Here is a 22016-nt window from a genome sequence, read left to right on the forward strand (position 1 = left end):
CTATGGCCCGGTCTGCCGGGCCGCCTCAGAAGTGCCTGCACGGCCACGGTGCCGCCGATTCCTCCGGCGAGCAACCCCAGCAGCAGCGCCACGTTGGTGTACATGTCAACCTCCCTTCGGGTGTGGTGATGGTCGGACACTGTTTCGGCGGGCTTGACCCCGTGCTCACGTACGCATAGTCAGATGACGGGCGGAGCCGTCTCTACTTCGTTGTACCCGCTGTCGTCACGGATGCCTCTGCAAAAGAGGGCGGGCGTCGGCGCGACTTAGCTTCGCGAGCGTCGGCGTTGGACCGCAGGGGGTTGCCTGTCTTGGCCACACGATGTCCGACAAGAGTCAGTATCGGTCGTGGAATCCCGAGACCCTTCACCGGCATGCCTGTCACATAGCCTTCCGTGAAGAGATAGTTCGCGGCGTCGTACACCTCGTCGTCGCTGAGCGCCGACGCGGCCCACCCGACTTCTCCTCCGATGGCATCCGCGTCCAAGATCGGGCTGCGATAACCCTCCGTTGTCTTTGCAAGAAGCCAACGCAGGACAGCGTCACGAACCGCCCACTGACGATCGGTAGCTGCACTCACATTTCAGTCCTCCGGTAGATGCCGTTGATGCCTCCATGCACCATAGCCGTCGGCAAGGAATAGACAAGTATCGAACTATTCTGCGCGTCTTAGGATTTCAGAACAGCCCCGGTCGATGCCGCAAGCTCGTCGGCGCGGGCGCGACTGAGGCGCAGGGCATCTCGCGCGGCAAACAGACCCGTGACAACGTTCTAGCCGATCCCGTCGTCACCATCGACGCACTCCGAACCGGCCCTTTTGCGCGTGACTCGGTAGACGTGCCCTTCCCCGAATATACCACTGAACTGGACTTATTTCTTTATTTGGGTATGGTCGAGGTCAGTTCGCGGTTGCCGATTCGGAAAGGACCGACAATGGCCGACAAGTCCGCCGTCAAGAGTTCAAAACAGTCTGCACGTGCTCTCAAGGAGCGCCGGGCGGAGAAGAGAGCGAAGGCCCTCGAATCGACTCAGTTCATTCGAAAGCGTAAGAGCTGACGTCATCCTGGAGCATCGCCACCTACCTGCCATCCTCGTCACTGCCTGAGGGTTGGAATGTCGCACCCGACGCTCGGCCAAGAGAAAAGCCGACTCGCCCCATCACGGACTAGCAAATTTCGGGTTCCAGCTACGTGGGGTGAGGACCTCGCCGGGCTTCCCTCCTTTCCGCTCATAAACAGAATCGGAAAAGGCTCACGGAGCGCTGAAGAGTGTTCTGGAAACACGGCGAATGTCATCGGCCTGCATCCGCGTGAGACCTAACGGGGGGCCAACTTCCGGCGCAGTTTAGTGCTGGGTGCCGGATCGACTGAAACGAGTGGTGACGATGCGAGTGTTGAACGTGATGCAGCGACCGGTTCGAGTGGTGCGCCAATCCGACAGTATGCGCACGGCCGCAGTGCTACTGGCCGAGTACGGGTTCGCGGCGGTGCCGGTGGTCGACGACCACGACCGGTTGGTCGGGATGTTGAACAGCGGAGACGTGTTGCGGGCCGGACAAACGTGCTCGGAGACGGTGGGCGAGGTGATGACTGCACCCGCCGTCGCTGCGCCGATGTACCACTATTTGGCCGATGTGAGCCAGATGCTGCTTCAGCAGGGACTACGCAGTCTACCGGTCGTGGATATCGACGGGCGGGTAGTGGGCATCCTCAGCCGCAGTGACGTGGTGCGGTTGATGCTCAAACCGGACGAGACGATCGCCGTGGGCGCGCAACGCTGCCTCGACGACTATACCGGGGACGGACGCTGGCGCGTGACGGTCGAGGAGGGCCGCGTCACCCTCGCAGGCCCCTTCGCAGACGAATCCGAACGCCGCATCGCGATCGCGTTGAGCAAGACCGTACCGGGCACCCGCACAGTGTCCATTGCCACTGAAGAATAGGTGGTGGTCGATCAGGCACAAGCTGTTGGCAACAGCGCGCCACGGTGATCACTGCACCGCCGCGACTCAGTGCGCGATGAGGGTGTTTCGGCATCGCCCCGACGGCCCGAGTGATCAGTCCGCGGCCACGCCACCTGGCTGTGGCCGAAGGCACTCTGATCGCGTCCCCCGTCGTGACGCTGCGCCGCACGCACGGCCACCCTGCGCCGGTAGCGGCCCGGAGGCCGAGAAAGAGAGAGAAGAGGAATGTACCGATCGCGCACGCCCGCCGCGGCAATCCATCGATCCTTCGCCCACGGCGGATCGATGAGCACGCGCCAGATCAAGGCCCATCTCGAGGTGATGTTCGCCCCCGAGACCGATCACGGCGCCCCGGGAGGAAACGCCGGTTCAGTGCTCGCACACCGGCTCAGCGAGGTTGAGGAGAACACGGTTCCGCTTCTCGCAGGCAGTGCCTGAGCGCAGAGCGCCGGACACCCCGCAGCACACGTGAGTACCGAACTCACCGACGGGCACGATCCCCCACCACGCCGACAGCACAATCGGGACAACATCGGCCTGGACGACCACACCAAGGACCCCGACACCGACCTACGAAAACGTCAGGAGCAACCATGACCCCTACCCCCATCACCACCGCCCTCGACGCCGAGCAGCAACGGATCGCCGGCAAGGCACTGCAGGGCACCGTCGTCGACCTGATCGACCTGAGCCTGATCGCCAAACAGGCCCACTGGAATGTCATCGGACCCCACTTCCTGGCGGTCCACCCCTCCCTCGACGAGCTAGCCACCGTCACACGCAATTTCACCGATGAGGCCGCCGAGCGCGCCACCGCGATCGGTGTCAGCCCGGACGGCCGCGGGGCCACCGTGGCCGCGGACGCGGGTACCACGGGATCCGCCGCAGGGTGGACACCCGACACCGAGGTGGTCGAGACGATCGTCGCGAACCTGGCCGCCGTCATCGAGCGGTTCCGGGCTCGCATCGAGTCCACCGAGAAGGCGGACCCGGTCACCCAGGACCTGCTGATCGGCATCACCGCCCGACTCGAGCAACTGCACTGGATGTGGCAGGCCCAGAGCGCACAACCATCTGCCCAGCGCCGTCGACTCGGACAGTTGCTCAGCGGATAGCTCCACCAGACGGTGAGCAAAAGAGGAGGCGGCCGCGCCGAACGATCGGCACCGGCGGTCTCGGCCATCAATGCCATAACGATCGCGTTTGCATGCCGCACTCCAATCGCCCCAGCACGGGAAGCCCGAGTGCGACGACAGTCCATGCCGCCCAATGATCGGTTGCGGGTCATTCCAAGCGGCTGCGCCACAGTGTGTGAGAACTCGAACTGGCACGCTTTGTGCCTCGCCGAGAATCGAAGAAAGTGGGCTCCTGGCTGGGTCGGTGATCACCAGATCACCGACCCAACAGGAGCCCACAATCTCATCATCGCCGATTTCGTTGTGCCCGGGGGGACATGGTTGCGCGGTGTACTCGTCGTCGGTCACCGACGCAGAGTGGGCGCCCCTCGAATCGCGATTGCCTGCACCGGTGGCACGGCAGGTCGCGGGAGGCGACCCGAGAAGAATGCCGCCGTGGATAGTGGATGTCACCCTGTACATCGTGCGCGGTGGTACCGCGTGGCGGGAAACCGCCGGTGGAGTTCCGGTCAACCGGGACGGTGTACGCGGTCTTCGCCCGCAAAATACCTGTGCACGAAACTCACCCAGAAACTCATCGCAATGGTCTGCAGATCTGGATTTCGACGAACACCGTCTGCACTCCACAGGACACCGGAATCCACACGATCAAGTGCAGCCTGCGGTACCCGTTCGGCTCTGTCGACGATGCGTGAAAACTCGATCTCGAGCCGTCATCTGACTGACCTTCGGGCCGCCAGGACGATGCCGGGGTCATGCCCACGGTGCTTCCGTGCCTCGCCGAAGCGTCCGACGGTACGAATCGGCCCGGTCCAGGTCGGCGTGGCTGTCACCCGGTGGTGGGGCGACCCCTCGACGCCCCACCGGTGTACGCACGGTCGAACGACCCGGTGAACGCGGCCCGGCGTACCCCCGACGCAGCGCCAACAGGCCGCTCATGGAAAGACCCGAGCGGTCGACGCTCACCGCGGCGGGCACGGTGGGTGTGCTTTCGTCGGTCCGACTCGGTCATGCCACCCCACACGCCATAGGATTCACCCACCGTCAGCGCGTGATCGCGACACCGCACCAGCACGGGGCACACCTGACAAATCTGCCGGGCCCGCGCTTCACGCCGATCGCGAGCGCCGCGCCGTTCGCCGTCGGGGGAGAAGAACACCGACAGATCGGCGCCGCGACACGCGGCACGCACCCGCCACTCACCAGAATCAACGGTGACCGCCACCAAGGGCGGATCCTTCGGGATCGACAACGGCGGATTCCTATCCATTGACACCACCGCCGCCGTCGCGGCGCGGCAGATGCGCTGTTGCACGGGGATGTTGCTCACGGCCACCGCGATCCGCAGACGGCCGCGACAGGACTCGTACAGCTGCGGTGGTGACGCTGACGTGGCTACGGCGCGCCACATCGAGGAGAGCATCGAAGCCGGCGTCATGGCTGCAGGCGCGCTGCTCGGCCAGAACTGCAGCCGCGGCGGACAGCAACTGTGCGTCCGCGGCCTGCGGCGAAGGCCCTCGTCCGGGTACTGCGGAGGTGTCGGTCGGCATGAGAGTCCTTTCGCTACATCGGGCGGTACTGCGATACAGGTGACGTCGGCGCGGTGGGGCGATGTCTCGCGTCTCACTGTTGACGGCCCGGTATCGTCCGTGGCTCCAGCTTCCATGAAGGGACATCCAGAGACCACCGGCCTTTACCTAGTCCTTACCTAGGTAAAGCACGGGTGTCGTGGGTGAGACCGTTGATGGGGTGCTCGGTCTTGTGTCGCGGACCACGCACGGCGGCGTGGCCGATCTGCGACCCGACACCGATACGCGGCGTGTACGCGCGGTTCAATTCGGCGAATGGTGCGGATGACTCTGGCTGTGCAGGGGTAAATCCGATGAGGCCTCCGGCCTCTGTGATAGCTGACACCACTAGCGAACGATCCATCGCACGCCTTTCGCCGAGCGGTGCCTGATTTGACAGTGTTCGTCGCAGTGGTCGACTCCTGCGCGCGGCACCCACTCCGAACGGTGCGATGCACCCCCTGCCGGGTCGATCGGGACGCTCTCGACCCGAGGAAGGAACCGGATTCAGCCTCCGGCCGACAGATCTCAGCCGCGATAGCATGCACCACAGCCATCGACGACGAATGGGCAGCTGAGTCATCCTGCGTCTCTCATACTCTCAAGGTGAGCGTGCGGTGATGCACCAGGATCGAGGTTGATGTGGTCGAGGTTGCGGTGCGCATAGACATCGGGTGTGCGGCGGATCTGGTGCCCGTCGTCGCGGCGAACATCCAGCGGGGCGTAGACCAGGTGTACCGCGCACACCAGGGTGCATCAGCGTCGACGGTGCGGGCAGCTCTCAAACGCAAGTTCGGCAGGGCGATCGGGACAACCGCAATCGAGGACCTCGCCGGATGCATCTCGGACGGGAACACTCCGGTGATCACACCCTCGTCCCCGTGGCGATCGGGCCGGCAGACGAAAGGAGGACCCGAGCGATCCGAACGTCCTGGTCTCCATCACCGCCACTCACAGCTGCAGCCTGCACCGGCGGTCACACGGGACGCCCCCATGCGGCTGCATCCGGAAGACCAATCCAAGAGCGGACTGGCGCCGAGGGTAGTGATCAAACGGTCGTCGGCGACTGGCCACCGCCGAAAACTTCGGGCGCCGGCACCCTCGATATCGTCGCCATAGACGACGTCGCCAGGGATCGGCCTGATCGTGCACCTCGACGTCGTGCAGGGCCCTTTCGACACCACGGCGCCACTCTCCGCGCAAGCCGTGTTCGCCATCCTGGTGGGATCCGCAGTGCCGTGGGTTGACGAAGTCGGCCAGGCATCTGCCCGGGCCCACACGCACCCGGCGGCACGGACATGCGAATGAAAGTGGGCCGGCACGGGATGCGCGGCAGCGCCCGTATCAGACCCACCCCCCATCGCGGGATCGCTCATCCTCTTCCCTTCGCGGCCCCCGGGGGCCCGGCGCCGAGAAGGATTGGTCAGCCGTTGACGTGGAACACCGCACGCCGGCCGCGATCGGCGCCGCGGCGCAACGCGGCCTGGACGGCGGCGGTGCCACCGATTCCGCCGGCGAGGACAAGTAGCAGCAGGGCGACATTGAGGTTCACGGGACAGGTCCTCCTCGGGGCGGGCCAAATGCGGCGGCCGGTGCGGATCGTAATGTGGTGGGGCTCAGTTCACTCGCAGCCCGCGGGGTCGGTACTGATCGACCCGGCACCGGCGAGGATCGACGGAATCCTGTGGTCGGGTCTCACACTCATGATGAACGCCACGAGAAGGCCGCGAAGTCATTGCCGACCGTTACACCCTCACCAGCGAACAACGTGCCCGCCGCCGCGCGAACGGCGACGGGCAGGCGAAACTGTAGCTCGCCCTGCGCACCTTGGCCGATCCTTCCAGCGCCCACGCTACGATATTCGGAGCACCCTGTCATCCAGTAGGACCGCAATGAATTCTGCTATCCTTCCGAAGTTTTCGGTGATGCACCCTGGCCGCCCGGCGCCGACATACGGTCCAGGCCGTACCGATCGCTAACCAATGAAATAGTCGACCGATGGGTCGGTCCTTCGCGACGGAGTGTGCGTACGCGGATACGACACATACCTCGCGGCGCGACCGGACTGGGTAACCTCGTCGGTGCCGGCGTGGTCTGCGCCGACGACGGCGCGGACCGCACAGGTTCCGCGCTCAACCCCGTGCTCACGTACTCATCGTCGAGTGACCGGTCGAGTCATTCTCTCTTTCACTTCACTGCCGCCGTTGTCGCGGATGTCTCTGCGAGCGGTGCCGCCAGACGCCGGCGCACCTTCGCCTCGTGAGCGTCGACCTTGTACCTCAGCGGTTTGCCGGTCTTGGCCACCCGACGTCCCGCGACAGTCAGCATCGGTCGTGGAATCCCGATCCCCATCACCGGCACGCCTGTCACATAGTTCTCCTTGAACAGGAACATCGAGGCGTCGACGACTTCGTCGCGGGTGAGCGGCGAGGCCACCCACCCGACCTCTGATCCGATGGCATCCGCGTCCAGAATCGGGCTGCGATAACCCTCCGTTGTCTTCGCAAGAAGCCAACGCAGAACAGCGTCACGAACCGCCCACTGACGATCGGTAGCTGCACTCACATTTCAGTCCTCCAAATAGATGCCACTAATGCTGCCCTGCACCATAGCCATCGGGAAGAAATAAGCAAGTCCGTGAAATTTCCTGCGCGCCTTGCACCTCGGAAACTCCCGGCGGACGTCGCACGCGACCGGATCGGACGCCACAGGGGGTGAGAGTACCTCGGATCGGGGAACAGCCCGCCGACGCACCAACCGACGCCGTCGTCACGGCCCGCGCATCATCGAACCGCCTCTAATCGGCCGCTGAACTGGACTTATTTCTTTTGTTGGGTATGGTCGAGGTCAGTTCGCGGTTGCCGATTCGGAAAGGACCGACAATGGCTGACAAGTCCGCCGTCAAGAGTTCGAAACAGTCCGCACGAGCCCTCAAGGAGCGCCGGGCGGAGAAGCGAGAGAAGGCGATCGCGTCCATTCTACTCACCCGAAAGCGGAAGAGCTGATGCGACACTGGCGTCAACACCGCACCCCGCCACCCTCCTCGCTGCCTGAGGATCGATGATATTCCCCCGGGAACTCGGCCAACAGCCCTGACCCGCGCCCACATCAGATGTAGCAGCTTCGGAAGAGAACGGCTCGGAGCGTGGAAATATCAGCGACTGCACTCTCTTCCAATTTTCTACAACGGTGAAAGCGGCTCACAAAACCCTGCCGAGTTCAATGGAAGCACACCGCAGTCTTATTGGTCCGCCCCGCGTGTGACCACCCGATCGGGGGGCCAACTTCCGGCCTCTGACACGCCCGTCCCGGCCCCTCCACGGCCGGGACGACGTGTTTCCCAAAGAGTTCAGGGTGAGCGAGACAGGGGCACTCCCACAACATCCGGTGAGATGACCGTCTCCCCTGCCGACCTATGGGGTCGGTGCAGGAGTACCGGATGTGTCGAGAATTGATGGAACAGAAATGAATCGTCCTGGACTCGTTACCCGTCGGCCGAACCAGGCTTCGCTGTCGTCGAGGAGACGCCGGGCACTGTTGCGGGTCATCCTGCTGCCCTTGGACATCGTCGAAAGCGCCGACCCGGTCCCGGTACCCGCGGTCGACGAGGTCGAACCGTTCCTGCCGGCCCGCATCAGCGCCCCCTCCGCCACCGGGGACGATGGACCGCACGCACAGTTGCTGGCGTTCCGGCACATCGTCGATCGCAGCAGTCCGCCGGTTACCTTCGGCCTCGCACTCGATGGACAGCGCGCACCTAACGGCCCGCAACGCCGCTACGTCGGCCCCCCGGCGACGTGCCTGTCACTGTGGGAGGTTCCGGGCAACGGGCTGGTGCTGGCCTGCGAGGAACTCACCCCCGACCGCACCGGCAGCCTGATCGACCGGCACAATGACCCGCTCCGCGGCGGCGGTAGCCCCGAATTCTGGGCCGCTATCGAAGCATTTCTTCGTCCCTTCGGGCTGACGACCGAGGCGAGCCCGATCGACGTCTTCCCGCGGCTGGACACCCGACTGCCCAGATCTGAGGTCTACCGGCCGCTACGCAGCCTGACAATCCACGGCCCTAATTGGACCGGGCGGGACACCCTCGAGGGCCTGATCATCGAGGTCCACACCGACGGGGTCGATACGGTACAGCGACTGGTCGACGAACCGGGCACTACACCCAGCGCAGGGGCCGCGTCCCGCTCCTACCGTGGACTCTTGGGCTGGCACCGGGTCCCGCTGATCGACAGGGCGTCACGTCTCGGATCGGGGATCGCGATTCGCGAGGACGCCCGAGCCCTTGCCGTCGACCTCGGTTCCCCCGCCACCGGTCCCGGCCATCTCGATCGGGGCACCCGTGAGATGGTCTACTGCCTCATCGGCTGGGTCGCCCTCCGCGCACAGCACTCGGCGGACCACCGACGAGTACTGTCGCTCCTGCACAACCGCCGCCAACTGAGCGAACGCGGCGCCCTCGCGGGCCTCGGCGACATCGCGGCGGCCCGCAGACGGATGATCGAGACACGGCTTCTGCAAACACACCCCGCGGGTGCTCACCGGCCTCCGCGGATCGAATCGACACACCTTCGATCAACGCTGGCGAACCGCACCGCCGACGAGATCGCCGTCCTGCATACCGAACTCGGTAAGCTCTGTGACAGTGCTGAAAGCTGTCTGCTGCCCCACACGCTCGCCTCCGCCCGAGACCGGCGGTCCACGCTCGTATCGGTCGCGGCCGCCGGTGCGCTGTTCGCCACCTCGCTCCACGCGGCCGTCGCGGCATCACCGGAGTACCTCCAGCGCTGGGGGTTCACCGTGGCGGTTACCGCCGCGATCGGCGCTGTCGCCCTACTCGACGTTGGGGCACGTCGTCGCCCCGGCGGGACACTGACGAAACCGACACCGGTCGCGCCGCCGCGGGCCTCGCCCGCCGTGACACCTGTCAGGGACCTCGAACGTCGACGGCGGGAGTCGATCTTCCCCTTCGAGACGCAGGTGTGGCGCACCGCTCCGAGTCGCCGCGGCAAGACGCCCACGTTGCGAGAGTGCCTCGAGGCCAACGACCTTTCCGGCTGCGCACCTTCCAACCCACCGTTGGTGGCGGCAAGTTCGTCGTCCCGTCCAGCACCAAAATGGACCTGACCTTCAGAACAGGCACCCACGCTTGCAGCGTCGAAGTCGAACTTGAACTGTAGGGAACCGCGAACATGAGCGAACTGATGACGCAACTATCGGTCCTCGACCGCGTTGCCGGAGTCCATTGGCGAAGACCCACCCGAATAGGGGCGCTCCGCCATCGACTCGGGCCGGGTAGCGGTGAGGGAAAGGAAATACGATGACCGGAGACACGGCAAAGGTGAATCGGATGGTGACCTTCGCGCTTCGCTGGTTCCCGCATGGCGGCGGCCCGGCGGAGGAGATTATCGCTGTTTTCGGTATGGATACCGGCGAGTTCTTCCGCTGTCTGCACGCGCAGCTGCACCCGAACCCCCCGACTCCGCTTCGGCCGACGATCGTGGAGAAGATGAAGGCAGTGGCACGGCGGCGTCTGTGGCTCGCGGGTTGAGATCCACGGCTCGCGGAACGCTTGGACGCGCTCCGGTTGCATACCGGCAGCTGGCGCTAGTGGGAACGCTGTGCGTGGGGCAGGCACGGCTCCGGGAGTTTTCCACAGGACTGCCGCAGATCATCTGTGGGAATGCAGGCGCGCCGCTTGCCGGTCGACAATAGAGCGTGCCGTGTCCTCGAACCCGTCGGTGATGATCTGCGGGGCCTGCTGGCGAAGAAGGCCGTACAGCGGGACCGCCGCAAACCGTGGGCGACGACGTCACTGCCTCCGGGAGCGCGTGTGGTCACCGAATACGGCTGAACGGGCCGGACGGCTCCCCCAGCTGGAACGACTCGGCTTCGGACTCGTCGGCTACGGCTACACCACCTGCACCGAAAACTCCGGCCCGCTGGCCGGGCAACGCGAGTGTGAGCAGTTTCCCACCGGATGAGCGGCGGGGCGATCATGGCGACGAGAAAAGCCGTGTCACTCACTCCGTCGTGGTCATTGGTCTGTTGCCGCTGCTGACAGCGGTGTGATGAGGAACGCGAGCCGGAATTTTCCGATTTTGATCTCGTCACCGTCGGCGAGCAGTGCGGTGTCGACCGGTGTCCCGTTGCGGTAGGTGCCGTTGAGGCTGCCGACATCGGTCACCCGAAATGTGTCGTTGTCGCGCCGGATCTGGGCGTGGCGACGGCCGACGGTCGTGTCGTCGAGGTAGATGTCGCTGTCGATGTGGCGACCGATCGTGGTGACCGTCTGATCGAGCAGGAACCAGTCACCGCGGTTGGGCCCCCGGGTGACCACGAGCAGTGCCGAACCGGACGGCAGTGCCTCGACCTCGGCACGGTCCCAAGGCGGGTCGCTGGGGGCCGGATGCCGTCGACGGCGGGCGGTGGGGAGGTTCACCCCGGCACACGTCTTCGCCGACAGTGGGCCATTGAGTGACAATTCGGTCACCAGTGCGGCTTTCGCTCGATACTCGCGGAGCAGACGGTGAGCGTCGTCTCGGTCGATTTTGGTGTCGGTGATGTCGAATGGTGCGGTCACGACGAGGTCCTCTCTCTGCGCGAGGAGAGCAAGCTAGCACTACCTCATACAACAACTATTATTTACTATTAGATTAGTGCAAACTCATTGACCGACGGTAGGTGCAATGCATGTGACGCGCATCACTAGCACCGTGTGACCTCGAAGGATCCGACGCTCGACCCCGCGCTGAGTTCCCTCGCCGATACGGATGGTTTCTACTAATAGTCTCGGCTAAAGTAGGCACTATGAGCGAGCAGACGTTGATCGACCCCACGCTGCCGACCGCGCTCGGCGAGACCCGGAACCGGGTGCTGGACCTGTTGTGCGCCGCGGCGGAACCGATGGGCGTACAGGACATCGCCGACCGGGTCGACCTGCATCCGAATACGGCCCGGTTTCATCTGGACGGATTGGTCGACGCGGGCCTGGCCGAGCGTCGCGCCGAGGACAGCCGCCGGCCGGGTCGGCCCCGGATGGTCTATGCCGCTACCCCCTCGGATGCGTCCACCGGACAGCGCAGCTATCGGTTGCTGGCGGAGATGCTGACCGGTCTGATCGCCGACACTCTGCCGGAGCCCGGCCGGGCTGCCGAGACGGCCGGGGAGGCGTGGGGTCGCTACCTGGCGGAGCGGCCGGCCCCGTCGCAGCGGGTGGACGCCGCCGACGGGGTCCGCCGGTTGTCGACGGTGCTGGCCGAGTCCGGCTTCGCCCCGGGCGTGGTGGAGAACCTCGATCGACCAGTGATCCCGTTGCGACACTGCCCGTTCCGGGAGGTAGCCGAGCGGCACCGGGACGTGGTGTGTTCGCTGCACCTGGGCTTGATCCGCGGGGCGCTGGCCGAGGTGCGGGCACCGCTCGCGGCCGATCGACTCGAACCGTTCGTCGAGCCGTCGCTCTGCCTGGCGCACCTGATCCCCACCCCCGAATGAGAGTTACCTCCACCTCGTGTGATTAGCGAGTGGTTGTTTCCCGGACAACCTCCCGGACAACCGATCACGCCGTAACCAGATATCGGTCATTGTGGCAGCCACCGAGAACGTCGCTTGACGGATTCAAGAAGACATGATGCCCTGAGGGGTATGCGGCACAACACATCACGCGATGTGGAATTGCGGTTGCGGGAAGTCGACCTTCGGCTCACCAGCCCGCGACGGGGCTGTGCTCGAGGTTCTCGATGATCACCCACACCTCACTGCGAGAGACATCGCCCATCTGGTCCGCGAGCAGATCGAAACAGGTGTCTCAAGCAAGCGATACCGAGGTCGTCTTCTGAGGGCTGTGTCCGCAACGTCGAAAGAAAGAAGGGCATGATGGTTGAGAACAACTACACCACCGATGATGCGGGAATTCCGGTACCGAGCGACGAGCGTTCGCTCACCGTCGGCGCGGACGGTCCGATCTTGCTGCACGACGCCTACCTCATCGAAAAGATGGCTGCTTTCAATCGCGAGCGTGTACCCGAGCGGCAGCCTCATGCCAAAGGAGGAGGGGCGTTCGGCACATTCGAGGTGACGGGCGATGTCAGTGCGTTTACCTTGGCGGACCTGTTCCAGCCTGGCAAGAAGACGGAGATGCTCGCACGGTTCTCCACAGTCGCCGGCGAACGTGGCAGTCCGGATACCTGGCGCGACCCGCGCGGTTTTGCCCTCAAATTCTATACCGAACAAGGCAATTTCGACATGGTCGGCAACAACACTCCGGTCTTCTTCATGCGGGACCCGATGAAATTCCAGGATTTCATCCGTTCGCAGAAGCGGCGTGCCGACAACAATCTGCGCGATCATGATATGCAGTGGGATTTTTGGACGCTGTCTCCGGAGTCCGCGCATCAGGTGACGTGGTTGATGGGTGACCGCGGAATTCCGCGCACCTGGCGGCACATGAACGGCTATTCCAGCCATACGTACATGTGGATGAACGCCGCGGGCGAGAAGTTCTGGGTGAAGTACCACTTCATCACCGATCAGGGAATCGAGTTCTTCACGCAGGACGAGGGCGATCAGATGGCCTCGATCGACACCGACTACCACCTTCGTGACTTGTGGGAGCACATCGAACAAGGTGATTATCCCAGCTGGACACTCAAGATGCAGATCATGCCGTTCGAGGATGCAAAGACGTACCGGTTCAACCCGTTCGACCTCACCAAGGTCTGGCCGCATGCGGACTATCCACTCGTCGAAGTCGGCAAGATGACGCTGAACCGCAATCCGAGCAACTACCACACCGAGATCGAGCAGGGGGCATTCGAGCCCAGCAACGCCGTGCCCGGAACCGGGCCGAGTCCGGACAAGATGCTGCTCGGCCGGTGGTTCTCGTATCCCGATTCGCATCGGCACCGCATCGGCGCCAACTACAAGGAGCTGCCGGTCAACCGGCCACACGCGACCACCGTGCGGTCGTATTCGAAGGATGGCCACATGCGCCACGAGAATCCCGGAGACCCGGTGTATGTACCCAACTCCAAGGGCGGCCCGCATGCGGATCCAGCGGTGGCGGGCGAACCCATCGGCTGGTACAGCGACGGGGACATGGTGCGGCAGGCCTACACACTTCGCCAGGACGACGACGATTGGGGTCAGGCGGGCACGATGGTACGCGACGTTCTCGACGATGCGGCCCGCGGACGCTTGGTCGACAACATCGTCGGGCACCTACTCAACGGCGTGAGCGAACCTGTCCTGGCGAGAGCGTTCGAGTATTGGCGCAATGTGGACAAAGACCTCGGCGACAAAGTCGCGCAGGGGGTGCGCGTCAAAAAGGATCAACTCGATCCCAAGGCCGCGGGACAAGACAACCCGTCGCGTCGATCCGCTCGAGAGAAGGCCTGAGGACTTCGTCAGATCGTGATCACCTACACCGAGACCCCTCACTCCGTCTGCACCGGTCGGTGTGCTTCTCGGGAGGTTCCACGGGTAGCTGATCCGCCAACCACACGGGAATACGCCTGTCGTTCAGTATGGATTAAGCGACAGGCATATTCGGATCTCTCGCCACCCTCGGCTGACTGCTTAGGCGGGCCGCCCCGTCATGAAAAAATCGCGCGAGAAGGACTGGTATTGAATCGAGCGTGGTTGCACACTGAATAGATAGACTTACGAGAGAACGAGAAGAGCATGCCGGTGTTCGTCGTCGAATACACCTACAGCCCCGAAACATCCTCCGGTCGTGATGATCACCGAACCGACCACCATGCGTGGCTCGCCGAATTGGTCCGCCGCAAAGTGGTGCTGTCATCGGGCCCCCTCGCCGACCATACCGGCGCCCAGTTCATCGTCGACGCCGCCGACGAGGACACCGTCACACGTCTGTTCACGCACGATCCATTTGCTCAGGCAAACCTCGTATCAAAGGTTCTCATCAACAAATGGAACCCCGTGATTGGCGAAATCCGCGACTAGGTACTGATCCACGCCAGTGTCGGGATATGCCGATCGGGCATCGGCGGCGGAATTGACCGAACCGTGCACGGTACCTCAGAAACTCGATGACCTCTGGTCCTCGACGGTTCTTGTCGGGCGGTCATAACCTCGGCGCCTGGGATCCGTTGTGCGTAACTCGTCGTCTGACATAGCCAGACGGCGGCACGGTCGCATTCGATCACAAGACGCTCGTCTTGCCAGCGTGGCGGATGCACCACCGCCTGTGGTCACCCGCGGAATCGTTGCGCGATCAGCTCCCGCGGTAGCTGCCCGGGGCCCGGGTAGGCGACGATGACACGGATGCCGTCCGGGTCGCAACCATCGACGAAGGTCACCCCGCCGACCGTCTGCGTGTATGTGGCCGCGTCATATGTGCGTAGTCGCTCGGTGATCCGCGCCAACTCGTCCTCGGTGTCGGCGGCCCACATGACGTAGTGGACGCCGATGACGCTTACCCCGCGACGGGTCGATGCCCCCTTCTTGGCGTACATGTAGATCTGAAAGTTGTCCGGCGTCAGAAGGAGTGCTGCATCGGACTCGCGCACAGCGACACGGCAGGCGAATACGTCGCAGTAGTACTTCACCGACCGATCCAACTCGGCCACTTGCATCACCGACGAGGCAACCTTGGCAGCACACATTTTCATCTCCTACGCCCGGGCGGTCCGTGATCTTCACCGTACCGCTCACGGCGCGGGATGGACCCGTCGCTCAGATCGGAACGCACGCATCCAATATTGTCCTCCGACACCCTCGCGCCGCGCAATGCGGCAAGCGAATCGGGCCGGTAATCAATCGGCCCACAGTGTCTTGCAGATCGCCCCACTCCGTCTGCACCGTTGAGCCACCGGATCGGTCGTGGAGGTGGGGACCTTCGGCCCTGGCAATGTGATGCGGACGGGTTATGGTGGCAGGCAAGGTCCGCGCTGCTGCTGCGGTGTCTGCGTCACGGCTGGCAACGCTGAAACAGGAGGACAGCTGTATGCCCGAGTCGCTGTATCAGCCCACCACGCCGGAGATTTCGAAGCGCCGCAAGGCGCTCGCACCCGGAATTCACGAAGCCTTCGAGAATTTCAGTCGCGCCGTCTTCGCCGACGGTGCGCTGCCGGAGAAGACGAAACAGCTGATCGCGGTCGCGGTCGCCCATGTGACGCAGTGCCCCTACTGCATCACCGGGCACACCAAACTCGCCCGCCGCACGGGCGCCGAGCCGGAGGAAATCATGGAAGCCATCTGGGTCGCGGCGGAAATGCGGGCCGGTGGTGCGTTCGCGCACTCCACGCTGGCCCTGAACGCGATGAACCATCGTGGCCACACCCCTACCGGGGAGCCCGAACCGTGAGCGGCAACAGTTTCGGTGCGCGCTCCACACTGACGGTCGCAGACCAGACGTACGGTATCTACCGACTGGAGGCGATCGAGACCGACGTGCAGCTTCCCTACAGTCTGAAGGTGCTGTTGGAGAATCTGCTCCGCAACGAGGACGGCCGCCTGGTCACCCCCGGTCAGGTCTCGGCCCTGGCCTCCTGGTCACCGCGCAATCCCGGCCACACCGAGATCCAATACACCCCCGCCCGGGTGCTGATGCAGGACTTCACCGGCGTGCCGTGTGTGGTCGACCTGGTGGCGATGCGGGACGCGATGACGGCGCTGGGCGGCGACCCGCGAAAGATCAACCCGCTCATTCCCACCGAATTGGTCATCGATCACTCGGTGATCGCGGACGTCTTCGGCCGGCCCGACGCCTACCGGGTCAACGCCGACCTCGAGTTCTCCCGCAACAAGGAGCGCTACCAGCTGTTGCGGTGGGCGCAGCATGCCTTCGACGATTTTCTGGTCGTGCCACCCGATACCGGCATCTGCCATCAGGTCAACCTCGAATACCTGGCCCGCGTGGTCTTCACACGGGACACACCGGACGGCCCCCTCGCCTACCCGGACACACTCGTGGGCACCGACTCGCACACCCCGATGATCAACGGCCTCGGCGTGCTCGGTTGGGGCGTCGGCGGAATCGAGGCGGAGGCGGCCATGCTCGGCCAGCCGATGAGCATGCTCCTGCCGCAGGTCCTCGGGCTCAAACTCACCGGCGCCCTACCCGAGGGCACCACCGCCACCGACCTCGTCCTCACCATCGCCGAATTGCTCCGCAAGACCGGGGTTGTCGGCAAATTCGTGGAGTTCTACGGCCGTGGCGTCGCCAACGTCCCGTTGGCCAACCGGGCGACCCTGGGAAACATGAGCCCCGAATACGGTTCGACCTGCGCCATCTTCCCCATCGACGACGAGACCCTCAACTATCTGCGTCTGACCGGGCGCCCCGAGCAGCAGATCCGACTCGTCGAGGCCTATGCCAAAGAACAAGGAATGTGGCACGACCCCGATCAAGAACCGGCCTACAGCCACACCGTCGAGCTCGACCTCGCCACCGTCGAGCCCTCCATCGCGGGCCCGAAACGACCCCAGGACCGCATCCCGCTGGCCAGCGCGCCGCACGCCGTCGGGTCCTTGCTGGCGGGCCAACCACTCCCGACTGCGCTGGAAGCCGGCCTCGACGAGGCATCCGACGAGTCATTCCCCGCCAGCGATCCGATCGCGATCGACCACGACCGCGCATCGGACGGACCTGCAGCACCATGCCGGTGCGGGAAGAGCCATGAATGGCCCTCCGACCCGGTGGAGGTGGTCCTCGACGGCGAGGTGCACAGTGTCGATCACGGACACGTCGTCATCGCCGCGATCACCTCGTGCACCAACACCTCGAACCCGTCGGTGATGATCGGTGCGGGCCTACTGGCGAAGAAGGCCGTGCAGGCGGGCCTGACCCGCAAACCGTGGGTGAAGACGTCGCTGGCACCCGGATCGCGGGTGGTCACCGACTACTACGAACGGGCCGGTCTGACCCCCTATCTGGAACGGCTCGGCTTCGGACTCGTTGGCTACGGCTGCACCACCTGCATCGGTAATTCCGGTCCACTGATCCCCCAGGTCAGCGACGCGGTCACCGGACACGATCTGACCGCCTGCGCGGTGCTGTCCGGGAACCGCAACTTCGAGGGCCGCATCCACGCCGAGTGCAAGATGAACTTCCTCACCTCCCCGCCGCTGGTCATCACGTACGCACTCGCCGGGACCATGCTCGCCGATGTGCGCCGCGACCCGATCGGGACAGGGTCGGACGGGCAGCCGGTGTACTTGCGTGACATCTGGCCGAGCACCGAGGAGGTCAAGGCAGTCATCGACGAATGCCTGCAGTCGCAGATGTTCACCGACGGCTACTCGAAGGTTTTTGCCGGCGACGACAACTGGCGCGGCCTCGATGTCGACTCCGGCGAGATCTTCGAATGGCACGAGGACTCCACCTATGTGCAGCGGCCACCGTACTTCGACGGCATACAGCCCGAACCGCAACCGATCTCCGACATCACCGGCGCCCGAGTGCTGGTCATGTTGGGGGATTCGGTGACCACCGACCACATCTCACCCGCGGGCACGATCCGCCGCGACAGCCCGGCCGGTATCTACCTGCGCGAGCATGGTGTCGAACCGCCCGACTTCAATTCCTACGGATCCCGTCGCGGCAACCACGAGGTGATGATCCGCGGCACCTTCGCCAACATCCGCCTGCGGAATCTGCTGGCTCCGGGCACGGAGGGCGGCGTCACCCGCCACCTCCCCCGCGGGGAGGTGATGAGCATCTTCGACGCCTCGAACGCCTACGCCGCCGAGGGCACTGCGCTGATCATCCTCGCCGGCGCCGAATACGGATCTGGGTCCTCGCGCGACTGGGCGGCCAAGGGAACACTGCTCCTCGGGGTCAAAGCGGTCCTCGCGACGTCGTTCGAACGCATCCACCGCTCCAACCTGATCGGCATGGGGGTGCTGCCCCTGCAGTTCCCGCCCGGTCGCACCCGCGAAAGCCTCGGGTTGACCGGTGAAGAGGAATACTCGATCACCGGACTCGAGGGCGGCGACCCGCGCGCGGACTTCCCTACCGAGGTCACCGTCCGAGCCGACCACCATGGTCAAGTACAGGAATTTCCGGCCACGGTGCGGATCGATACCCCCGCGGAGGCGGGATACTTCCGGCACGGCGGGATACTGCAATACGTGCTGCGACAGCTCCTCGTCACCTGAGCGGCTCGCCATAGAGCACCCATGCGGAAACAGCGTCTCTCGCACAGCCCCCGCACCTCCGCCGCCGTCACCCGGCGTGGAGTGAACCGTGCCAGGCCGCCCACGTGCATCGGATGCTCGCGGGACTCACCCCACAGCAACAGTGAGTCGGTCGTGGAAGCAACAGGGTGACACCCTTTCGTTCCCCGACCAGGGCCGGAGACCCCTGTTCAAGGTCTGGCGGTGCAGAACTCGTGCGGCTACCGCACGACTGCCTTGCGGTTGAACAGCAACGCGCGTTTGACTTCGGTGATCGCTTGCGTCACCTTGATTCCGCGCGGACAAGCGTCGGTGCAATTGAACGTGGTGCGGCAACGCCAGACGCCGTCGACGCCGCCCCAGAATGTCCATCCGCTCCCCGGCGCCTTCGTCGCGGCTGTCGAAAATGAAGCGATGGGCGTTGACGATGGCGGCCGGCCCGAAATAGCTACCATCCGCCCAATACACCGGGCACGACTCGGTACAGCACGCGCACAGGATGCACTCGGTGGTGTCGTCGTACCGGGCACGATCGGCCTGGGACTGGATCCGCTCGCGGGTGGGCTCCTGACCCGATGTCATCAGGAACGGTTTGATCTGGCGGTACGCCGAGAAGAACGGCTCCATGTCGACGACGAGATCCTTCTCGACCGGGAGTCCCTTGAGGGGTGCGATCGTGACGGTGGTGTTCTTACCGTCTTTGTTCAGCATGTCGCGCATGAGCACCTTGCACGCGAGCCGGTTGACTCCGTTGATGACCATTGCATCCGATCCGCACACGCCGTGCGCGCACGAGCGGCGGAAGGTCAGGGTCCCGTCGAGATACCCCTTGACGTAGGTGAGCAGGTTGAGCAACCGATCGGTGGGCAGGCACGGAACCTCGAAGCTGACCCATCCGGCCTTGCCCGGGTCCTCGGGGTTGAAACGGCGAATCTTCAACGTGACCATCACGGCGCCTTCGGGGACTGGCGGTAGCGCGACGAAACCCGGGCCCTCGTTGTTCATGGTGACAGACATGGTTATCGACTCCAACCTCGTCAATTACGTTTTCGGGGAGCTCGTCTCGGATTGTCCACAGGTTAGCTCAGTGGTCGGTTGTCGGATCGGAAAACCGGTCCGGACCCTCTCTCGCGCCGGGGGCCGCGTGATGTGCGGACGCGACACCCCTCCTAACGAGGGCCACGAGCACCGACAGTCCGTGCACGAGCATCCCGAGGGACATCGTGGCGTGGCCGGCGAAGGCGCCTGCCGGCACCACGACACGGTTGCGGGCGCGACACCGATGTTCTGCCGCATCACGGCCACGGTGCGCTCGCCAGGTGGATCGACTCGGGCAGCTTCAGCAGGTTCTCACCCATCAGTGCGGTGTCCGCGGTCTTCACCCCCCACCGCCACCGCCACAGTGCACCGCGGGTTTGTCATTCGTTGTGGGCACCGTCATTTCGTGTCATGATCGATCTATGGGCCCGATCGAGTTGGTGCGAGCCTATGACGCTCGCGGCACCAAGAAGACATCGCCAACCTTCTTGGTAGATCGACTGTGGCCACGGGGCATCGCGAAAGCGGACCTCGACTGCGACGCCTGGATCAAGGAGGTGGCACCCAGCACGCAGCTGCGGACCTGGTTCGGCCACCAGGCGGATCGCTTTCCGGAGTTCCGCACCCGCTACCTTCAGGAACTCGACACCAATCGCGCTGCCGCCCAACCGATCGTCGAGGCGGCGCGTAACGGGACTGTGGTGCTGCTGTATTCGGCGAAGGACCTCGAGCACAACCAAGCCGTGGTCTTGCGCGAGTGGATCTCGAATCAGTTCTGACATCACCGTAGGACGGCCTGAATACTCATCGCATCCATGAACCCTCGGCCTTGCACCTCGAGCCGTGCCGGTCGGCCGCGGTCAGAACGGGGCCGTGGTCCGCGGGGCGGTGGTGGGTCGGTCGCAGGTCAGTGCGGGCAGTCAGACCCCAAGGCCCGCAGGGCGACATCCTGGAAACCCGGAAGACACCGGGTGACGGTCCTGCCCCCTACCCGTAAGTCCCGCCGCAACAGAGGTCACCGTGGTGTCGGGGTGAACCACCGCTCCCGACACCGCCTGCTGCCCAGGACCCCCGAACGGAACCGGCGATCACCGCTCTGGAACTTGCAGGGTCTATTGGCCCTATCCGAATCGTGATTGCTCGAGGGCGAATCCGCGGGCGTCGACGGATCTGTGTTGTGTGTGCCGGGTCGACGGTTCGTTGTTTACGTTGGCAGGCGTGGTTGTGGTTGTAGGTTCGGCTGTTCGCGTCGGAACATGGGCGGTGTGCGGTGTCGCTCGTTCCAGAAAGCGGAGCAACTCGACCGGGAACGGCAGCACGAGGGTCGAGTTCTTCTCGGCCGCGACTTCCACGACGGTTTGCAGGAGCCGCAGTTGCAGGGCGGCGGGATGTTCGGTCATGGTCTCGGCGGCCTGGGCCAGTTTCGCCGAGGCTTGCAGTTCGCCGTCGGCGGTGATGATGCGGGCCCGCCGTTCACGTTCGGCCTCGGCCTGGCGCGACATCGACCGCTTCATCGAATCGGGGAGGACCACATCCTTGATCTCCACCCGGTCGATCTGCACACCCCACCCCAGCGCGGGGCTGTCGATCATCAGCTCCAAGCCCTGGTTGAGGCCCTCCCGGTTGGACAGCAGGTCGTCGAGTTCGCTCTTGCCGATGATCGACCGCAGCGACGTCTGTGCGACCTGACCGATCGCGGAGACGTAGTCCTGCACGTCCACTGCCACTCGCACCGGATCGGCGACGTTGAAATAGACGACCGCATCCACCCGGACGGTCACGTTGTCGCGGGTGATGCCGTCCTGGGCGGGCACCGGCATCGTGATGATCTGCATGTTCACCTTCTCGAGCCGGTCGGCGATCGGGATCAGCAACATCAGGCCCGGTGCGCGGACGGCGGGCTGGACGCGTCCGAACCGAAACACGACGCCGCGTTCGAACTGTTTGACGACGCGAATGCTCGAGCTCAGGCCGAGCAGGCCGAGTCCGACCAAGACGGCCACCGCATAGAGAATCATGGTGTTCTCCCATCCGCCCGTGGCCTCTACCGATACCCGGTCACCACGGGCTTGCTGCCAATCGATGAATTAACCTCGCGTCCCCGCGTTGACGGCTCCTCGGAGCAGCGCCTCGATTCGTAGAGGCGCCCAAACCTGCGCGAGGCGT

Annotated in this window: 22 protein-coding genes and 1 pseudogene; 14 read left to right on the plus strand and 9 right to left on the minus strand. The window is 64.4% G+C overall.

Features of this window, described 5'->3' with window-relative positions:
* Positions 1-202: 202 nt before the first annotated feature.
* Positions 203-580, minus strand: coding sequence for a hypothetical protein (locus BLV94_RS51750; protein ID WP_011599159.1), 378 nt, complete (start codon positions 578-580; stop codon positions 203-205).
* Between the two features lie 35 nt (positions 581-615).
* Here BLV94_RS51750 and BLV94_RS48530 point away from each other — a divergent pair, with 35 nt between their 5' ends.
* The 4 genes from BLV94_RS48530 to BLV94_RS07195 all read left to right on the plus strand — a co-directional run bounded on the left by BLV94_RS48530 (position 616) and on the right by BLV94_RS07195 (position 3078).
* On the plus strand, positions 616-1056 hold the full coding sequence (locus BLV94_RS48530) for a hypothetical protein (RefSeq protein ID WP_011599160.1): 441 nt from the start codon (positions 616-618) through the stop codon (positions 1054-1056).
* A 328-nt stretch (positions 1057-1384) separates the two neighbouring features.
* Positions 1385-1942 (plus strand): CBS domain-containing protein, encoded by a 558-nt coding sequence (locus tag BLV94_RS07180; protein ID WP_007300345.1) that lies wholly within the window; start codon positions 1385-1387, stop codon positions 1940-1942.
* A 306-nt stretch (positions 1943-2248) separates the two neighbouring features.
* Positions 2249-2401, plus strand: a complete 153-nt coding sequence (locus BLV94_RS07190) for a hypothetical protein (RefSeq protein ID WP_225857940.1) — start codon at positions 2249-2251, stop codon at positions 2399-2401.
* A 155-nt stretch (positions 2402-2556) separates the two neighbouring features.
* Positions 2557-3078 (plus strand): Dps family protein, encoded by a 522-nt coding sequence (locus BLV94_RS07195; protein ID WP_007300343.1) that lies wholly within the window; start codon positions 2557-2559, stop codon positions 3076-3078.
* An 850-nt stretch (positions 3079-3928) separates the two neighbouring features.
* Here BLV94_RS07195 and BLV94_RS49415 read toward each other — a convergent pair.
* From BLV94_RS49415 to BLV94_RS07220, 4 genes are all read right to left on the minus strand, one after another.
* The gene (locus BLV94_RS49415) at positions 3929-4369 is read right to left on the minus strand and encodes a WhiB family transcriptional regulator (protein WP_225857941.1); all 441 of its coding nucleotides are present in this window, start codon (positions 4367-4369) and stop codon (positions 3929-3931) included.
* Positions 4362-4649 carry a hypothetical protein gene (locus tag BLV94_RS49420; RefSeq protein ID WP_167332392.1) on the minus strand — a complete coding sequence of 96 codons (288 nt, stop codon included), beginning with the start codon at positions 4647-4649 and terminating at the stop codon, positions 4362-4364. Before BLV94_RS49420 ends, BLV94_RS49415 begins: the two co-directional genes overlap by 8 nt.
* 1441 nt (positions 4650-6090) lie before the next feature.
* The gene (locus tag BLV94_RS51515; protein ID WP_039952787.1) at positions 6091-6219 is read right to left on the minus strand and encodes a hypothetical protein; all 129 of its coding nucleotides are present in this window, start codon (positions 6217-6219) and stop codon (positions 6091-6093) included.
* A gap of 635 nt (positions 6220-6854) precedes the next feature.
* Positions 6855-7232 carry a hypothetical protein gene (locus BLV94_RS07220; RefSeq protein WP_011599166.1) on the minus strand — a complete coding sequence of 126 codons (378 nt, stop codon included), beginning with the start codon at positions 7230-7232 and terminating at the stop codon, positions 6855-6857.
* A gap of 317 nt (positions 7233-7549) precedes the next feature.
* Between BLV94_RS07220 and BLV94_RS51520 the strand changes: the two genes are divergently transcribed.
* From BLV94_RS51520 to BLV94_RS49425, 4 genes are all read left to right on the plus strand, one after another.
* Complete coding sequence (locus BLV94_RS51520) at positions 7550-7672, plus strand: hypothetical protein (RefSeq protein ID WP_007300339.1); 123 nt, start codon at positions 7550-7552, stop codon at positions 7670-7672.
* Positions 7673-8225: 553 nt separating this feature from the next.
* Positions 8226-9797, plus strand: a complete 1572-nt coding sequence (locus BLV94_RS07225) for a hypothetical protein (RefSeq protein ID WP_244163536.1) — start codon at positions 8226-8228, stop codon at positions 9795-9797.
* Positions 9798-9990: 193 nt separating this feature from the next.
* A complete protein-coding gene (locus tag BLV94_RS07230; protein ID WP_007300337.1) occupies positions 9991-10221 on the plus strand; it encodes a hypothetical protein in 231 nt (76 codons plus the stop codon).
* 132 nt (positions 10222-10353) lie between these two features.
* Entirely contained in the window at positions 10354-10524 is a 171-nt protein-coding gene (locus BLV94_RS49425) for a hypothetical protein (RefSeq protein ID WP_167372141.1), read from the plus strand.
* 183 nt (positions 10525-10707) lie between these two features.
* Here the strand turns inward: BLV94_RS49425 and BLV94_RS07240 are convergent, their stop codons facing one another.
* Positions 10708-11253: an FHA domain-containing protein gene (locus tag BLV94_RS07240; RefSeq protein WP_007300335.1), complete on the minus strand. Its 546-nt coding sequence runs from the start codon at positions 11251-11253 to the stop codon at positions 10708-10710.
* A 227-nt stretch (positions 11254-11480) separates the two neighbouring features.
* On the opposite strand from BLV94_RS07240, the gene BLV94_RS07245 reads away from it, so the two are divergent.
* From BLV94_RS07245 to BLV94_RS07255, 3 genes are all read left to right on the plus strand, one after another.
* Positions 11481-12164, plus strand: a complete 684-nt coding sequence (locus BLV94_RS07245; protein ID WP_007300334.1) for a helix-turn-helix transcriptional regulator — start codon at positions 11481-11483, stop codon at positions 12162-12164.
* 381 nt (positions 12165-12545) lie between these two features.
* Positions 12546-14066 carry a catalase gene (locus tag BLV94_RS07250; RefSeq protein WP_072943981.1) on the plus strand — a complete coding sequence of 507 codons (1521 nt, stop codon included), beginning with the start codon at positions 12546-12548 and terminating at the stop codon, positions 14064-14066.
* 285 nt (positions 14067-14351) lie between these two features.
* Positions 14352-14636, plus strand: coding sequence for a YciI family protein (locus tag BLV94_RS07255; RefSeq protein ID WP_072943938.1), 285 nt, complete (start codon positions 14352-14354; stop codon positions 14634-14636).
* Between the two features lie 248 nt (positions 14637-14884).
* On the opposite strand, the gene BLV94_RS07260 is transcribed toward BLV94_RS07255, so the two are convergent.
* Positions 14885-15298, minus strand: coding sequence for a VOC family protein (locus BLV94_RS07260; protein WP_072943940.1), 414 nt, complete (start codon positions 15296-15298; stop codon positions 14885-14887).
* A 341-nt stretch (positions 15299-15639) separates the two neighbouring features.
* On the opposite strand from BLV94_RS07260, the gene BLV94_RS07265 reads away from it, so the two are divergent.
* Together BLV94_RS07265 and acnA are read left to right on the plus strand one after the other, a co-directional pair.
* Positions 15640-15999: a carboxymuconolactone decarboxylase family protein gene (locus BLV94_RS07265; RefSeq protein ID WP_072943942.1), complete on the plus strand. Its 360-nt coding sequence runs from the start codon at positions 15640-15642 to the stop codon at positions 15997-15999.
* A complete protein-coding gene (acnA, locus tag BLV94_RS07270; RefSeq protein ID WP_072943944.1) occupies positions 15996-18794 on the plus strand; it encodes an aconitate hydratase in 2799 nt (932 codons plus the stop codon). Before BLV94_RS07265 ends, acnA begins: the two co-directional genes overlap by 4 nt.
* A 239-nt stretch (positions 18795-19033) precedes the next feature.
* On the opposite strand, the pseudogene BLV94_RS07275 reads toward acnA, so the two are convergent.
* Positions 19034-19829 (minus strand): annotated as a pseudogene (locus tag BLV94_RS07275) (succinate dehydrogenase iron-sulfur subunit).
* 443 nt (positions 19830-20272) lie between these two features.
* Here BLV94_RS07275 and BLV94_RS07285 point away from each other — a divergent pair.
* A complete protein-coding gene (locus BLV94_RS07285; protein WP_007300326.1) occupies positions 20273-20629 on the plus strand; it encodes a DUF488 domain-containing protein in 357 nt (118 codons plus the stop codon).
* 342 nt (positions 20630-20971) lie between these two features.
* Here BLV94_RS07285 and BLV94_RS07290 read toward each other — a convergent pair whose 3' ends face one another.
* Complete coding sequence (locus BLV94_RS07290) at positions 20972-21868, minus strand: SPFH domain-containing protein (protein ID WP_007300325.1); 897 nt, start codon at positions 21866-21868, stop codon at positions 20972-20974.
* Between the last annotated feature and the right edge of the window lie 148 nt (positions 21869-22016).

Source organism: Rhodococcus koreensis, assembly GCF_900105905.1.
GTDB lineage: Bacteria > Actinomycetota > Actinomycetes > Mycobacteriales > Mycobacteriaceae > Rhodococcus_F > Rhodococcus_F koreensis.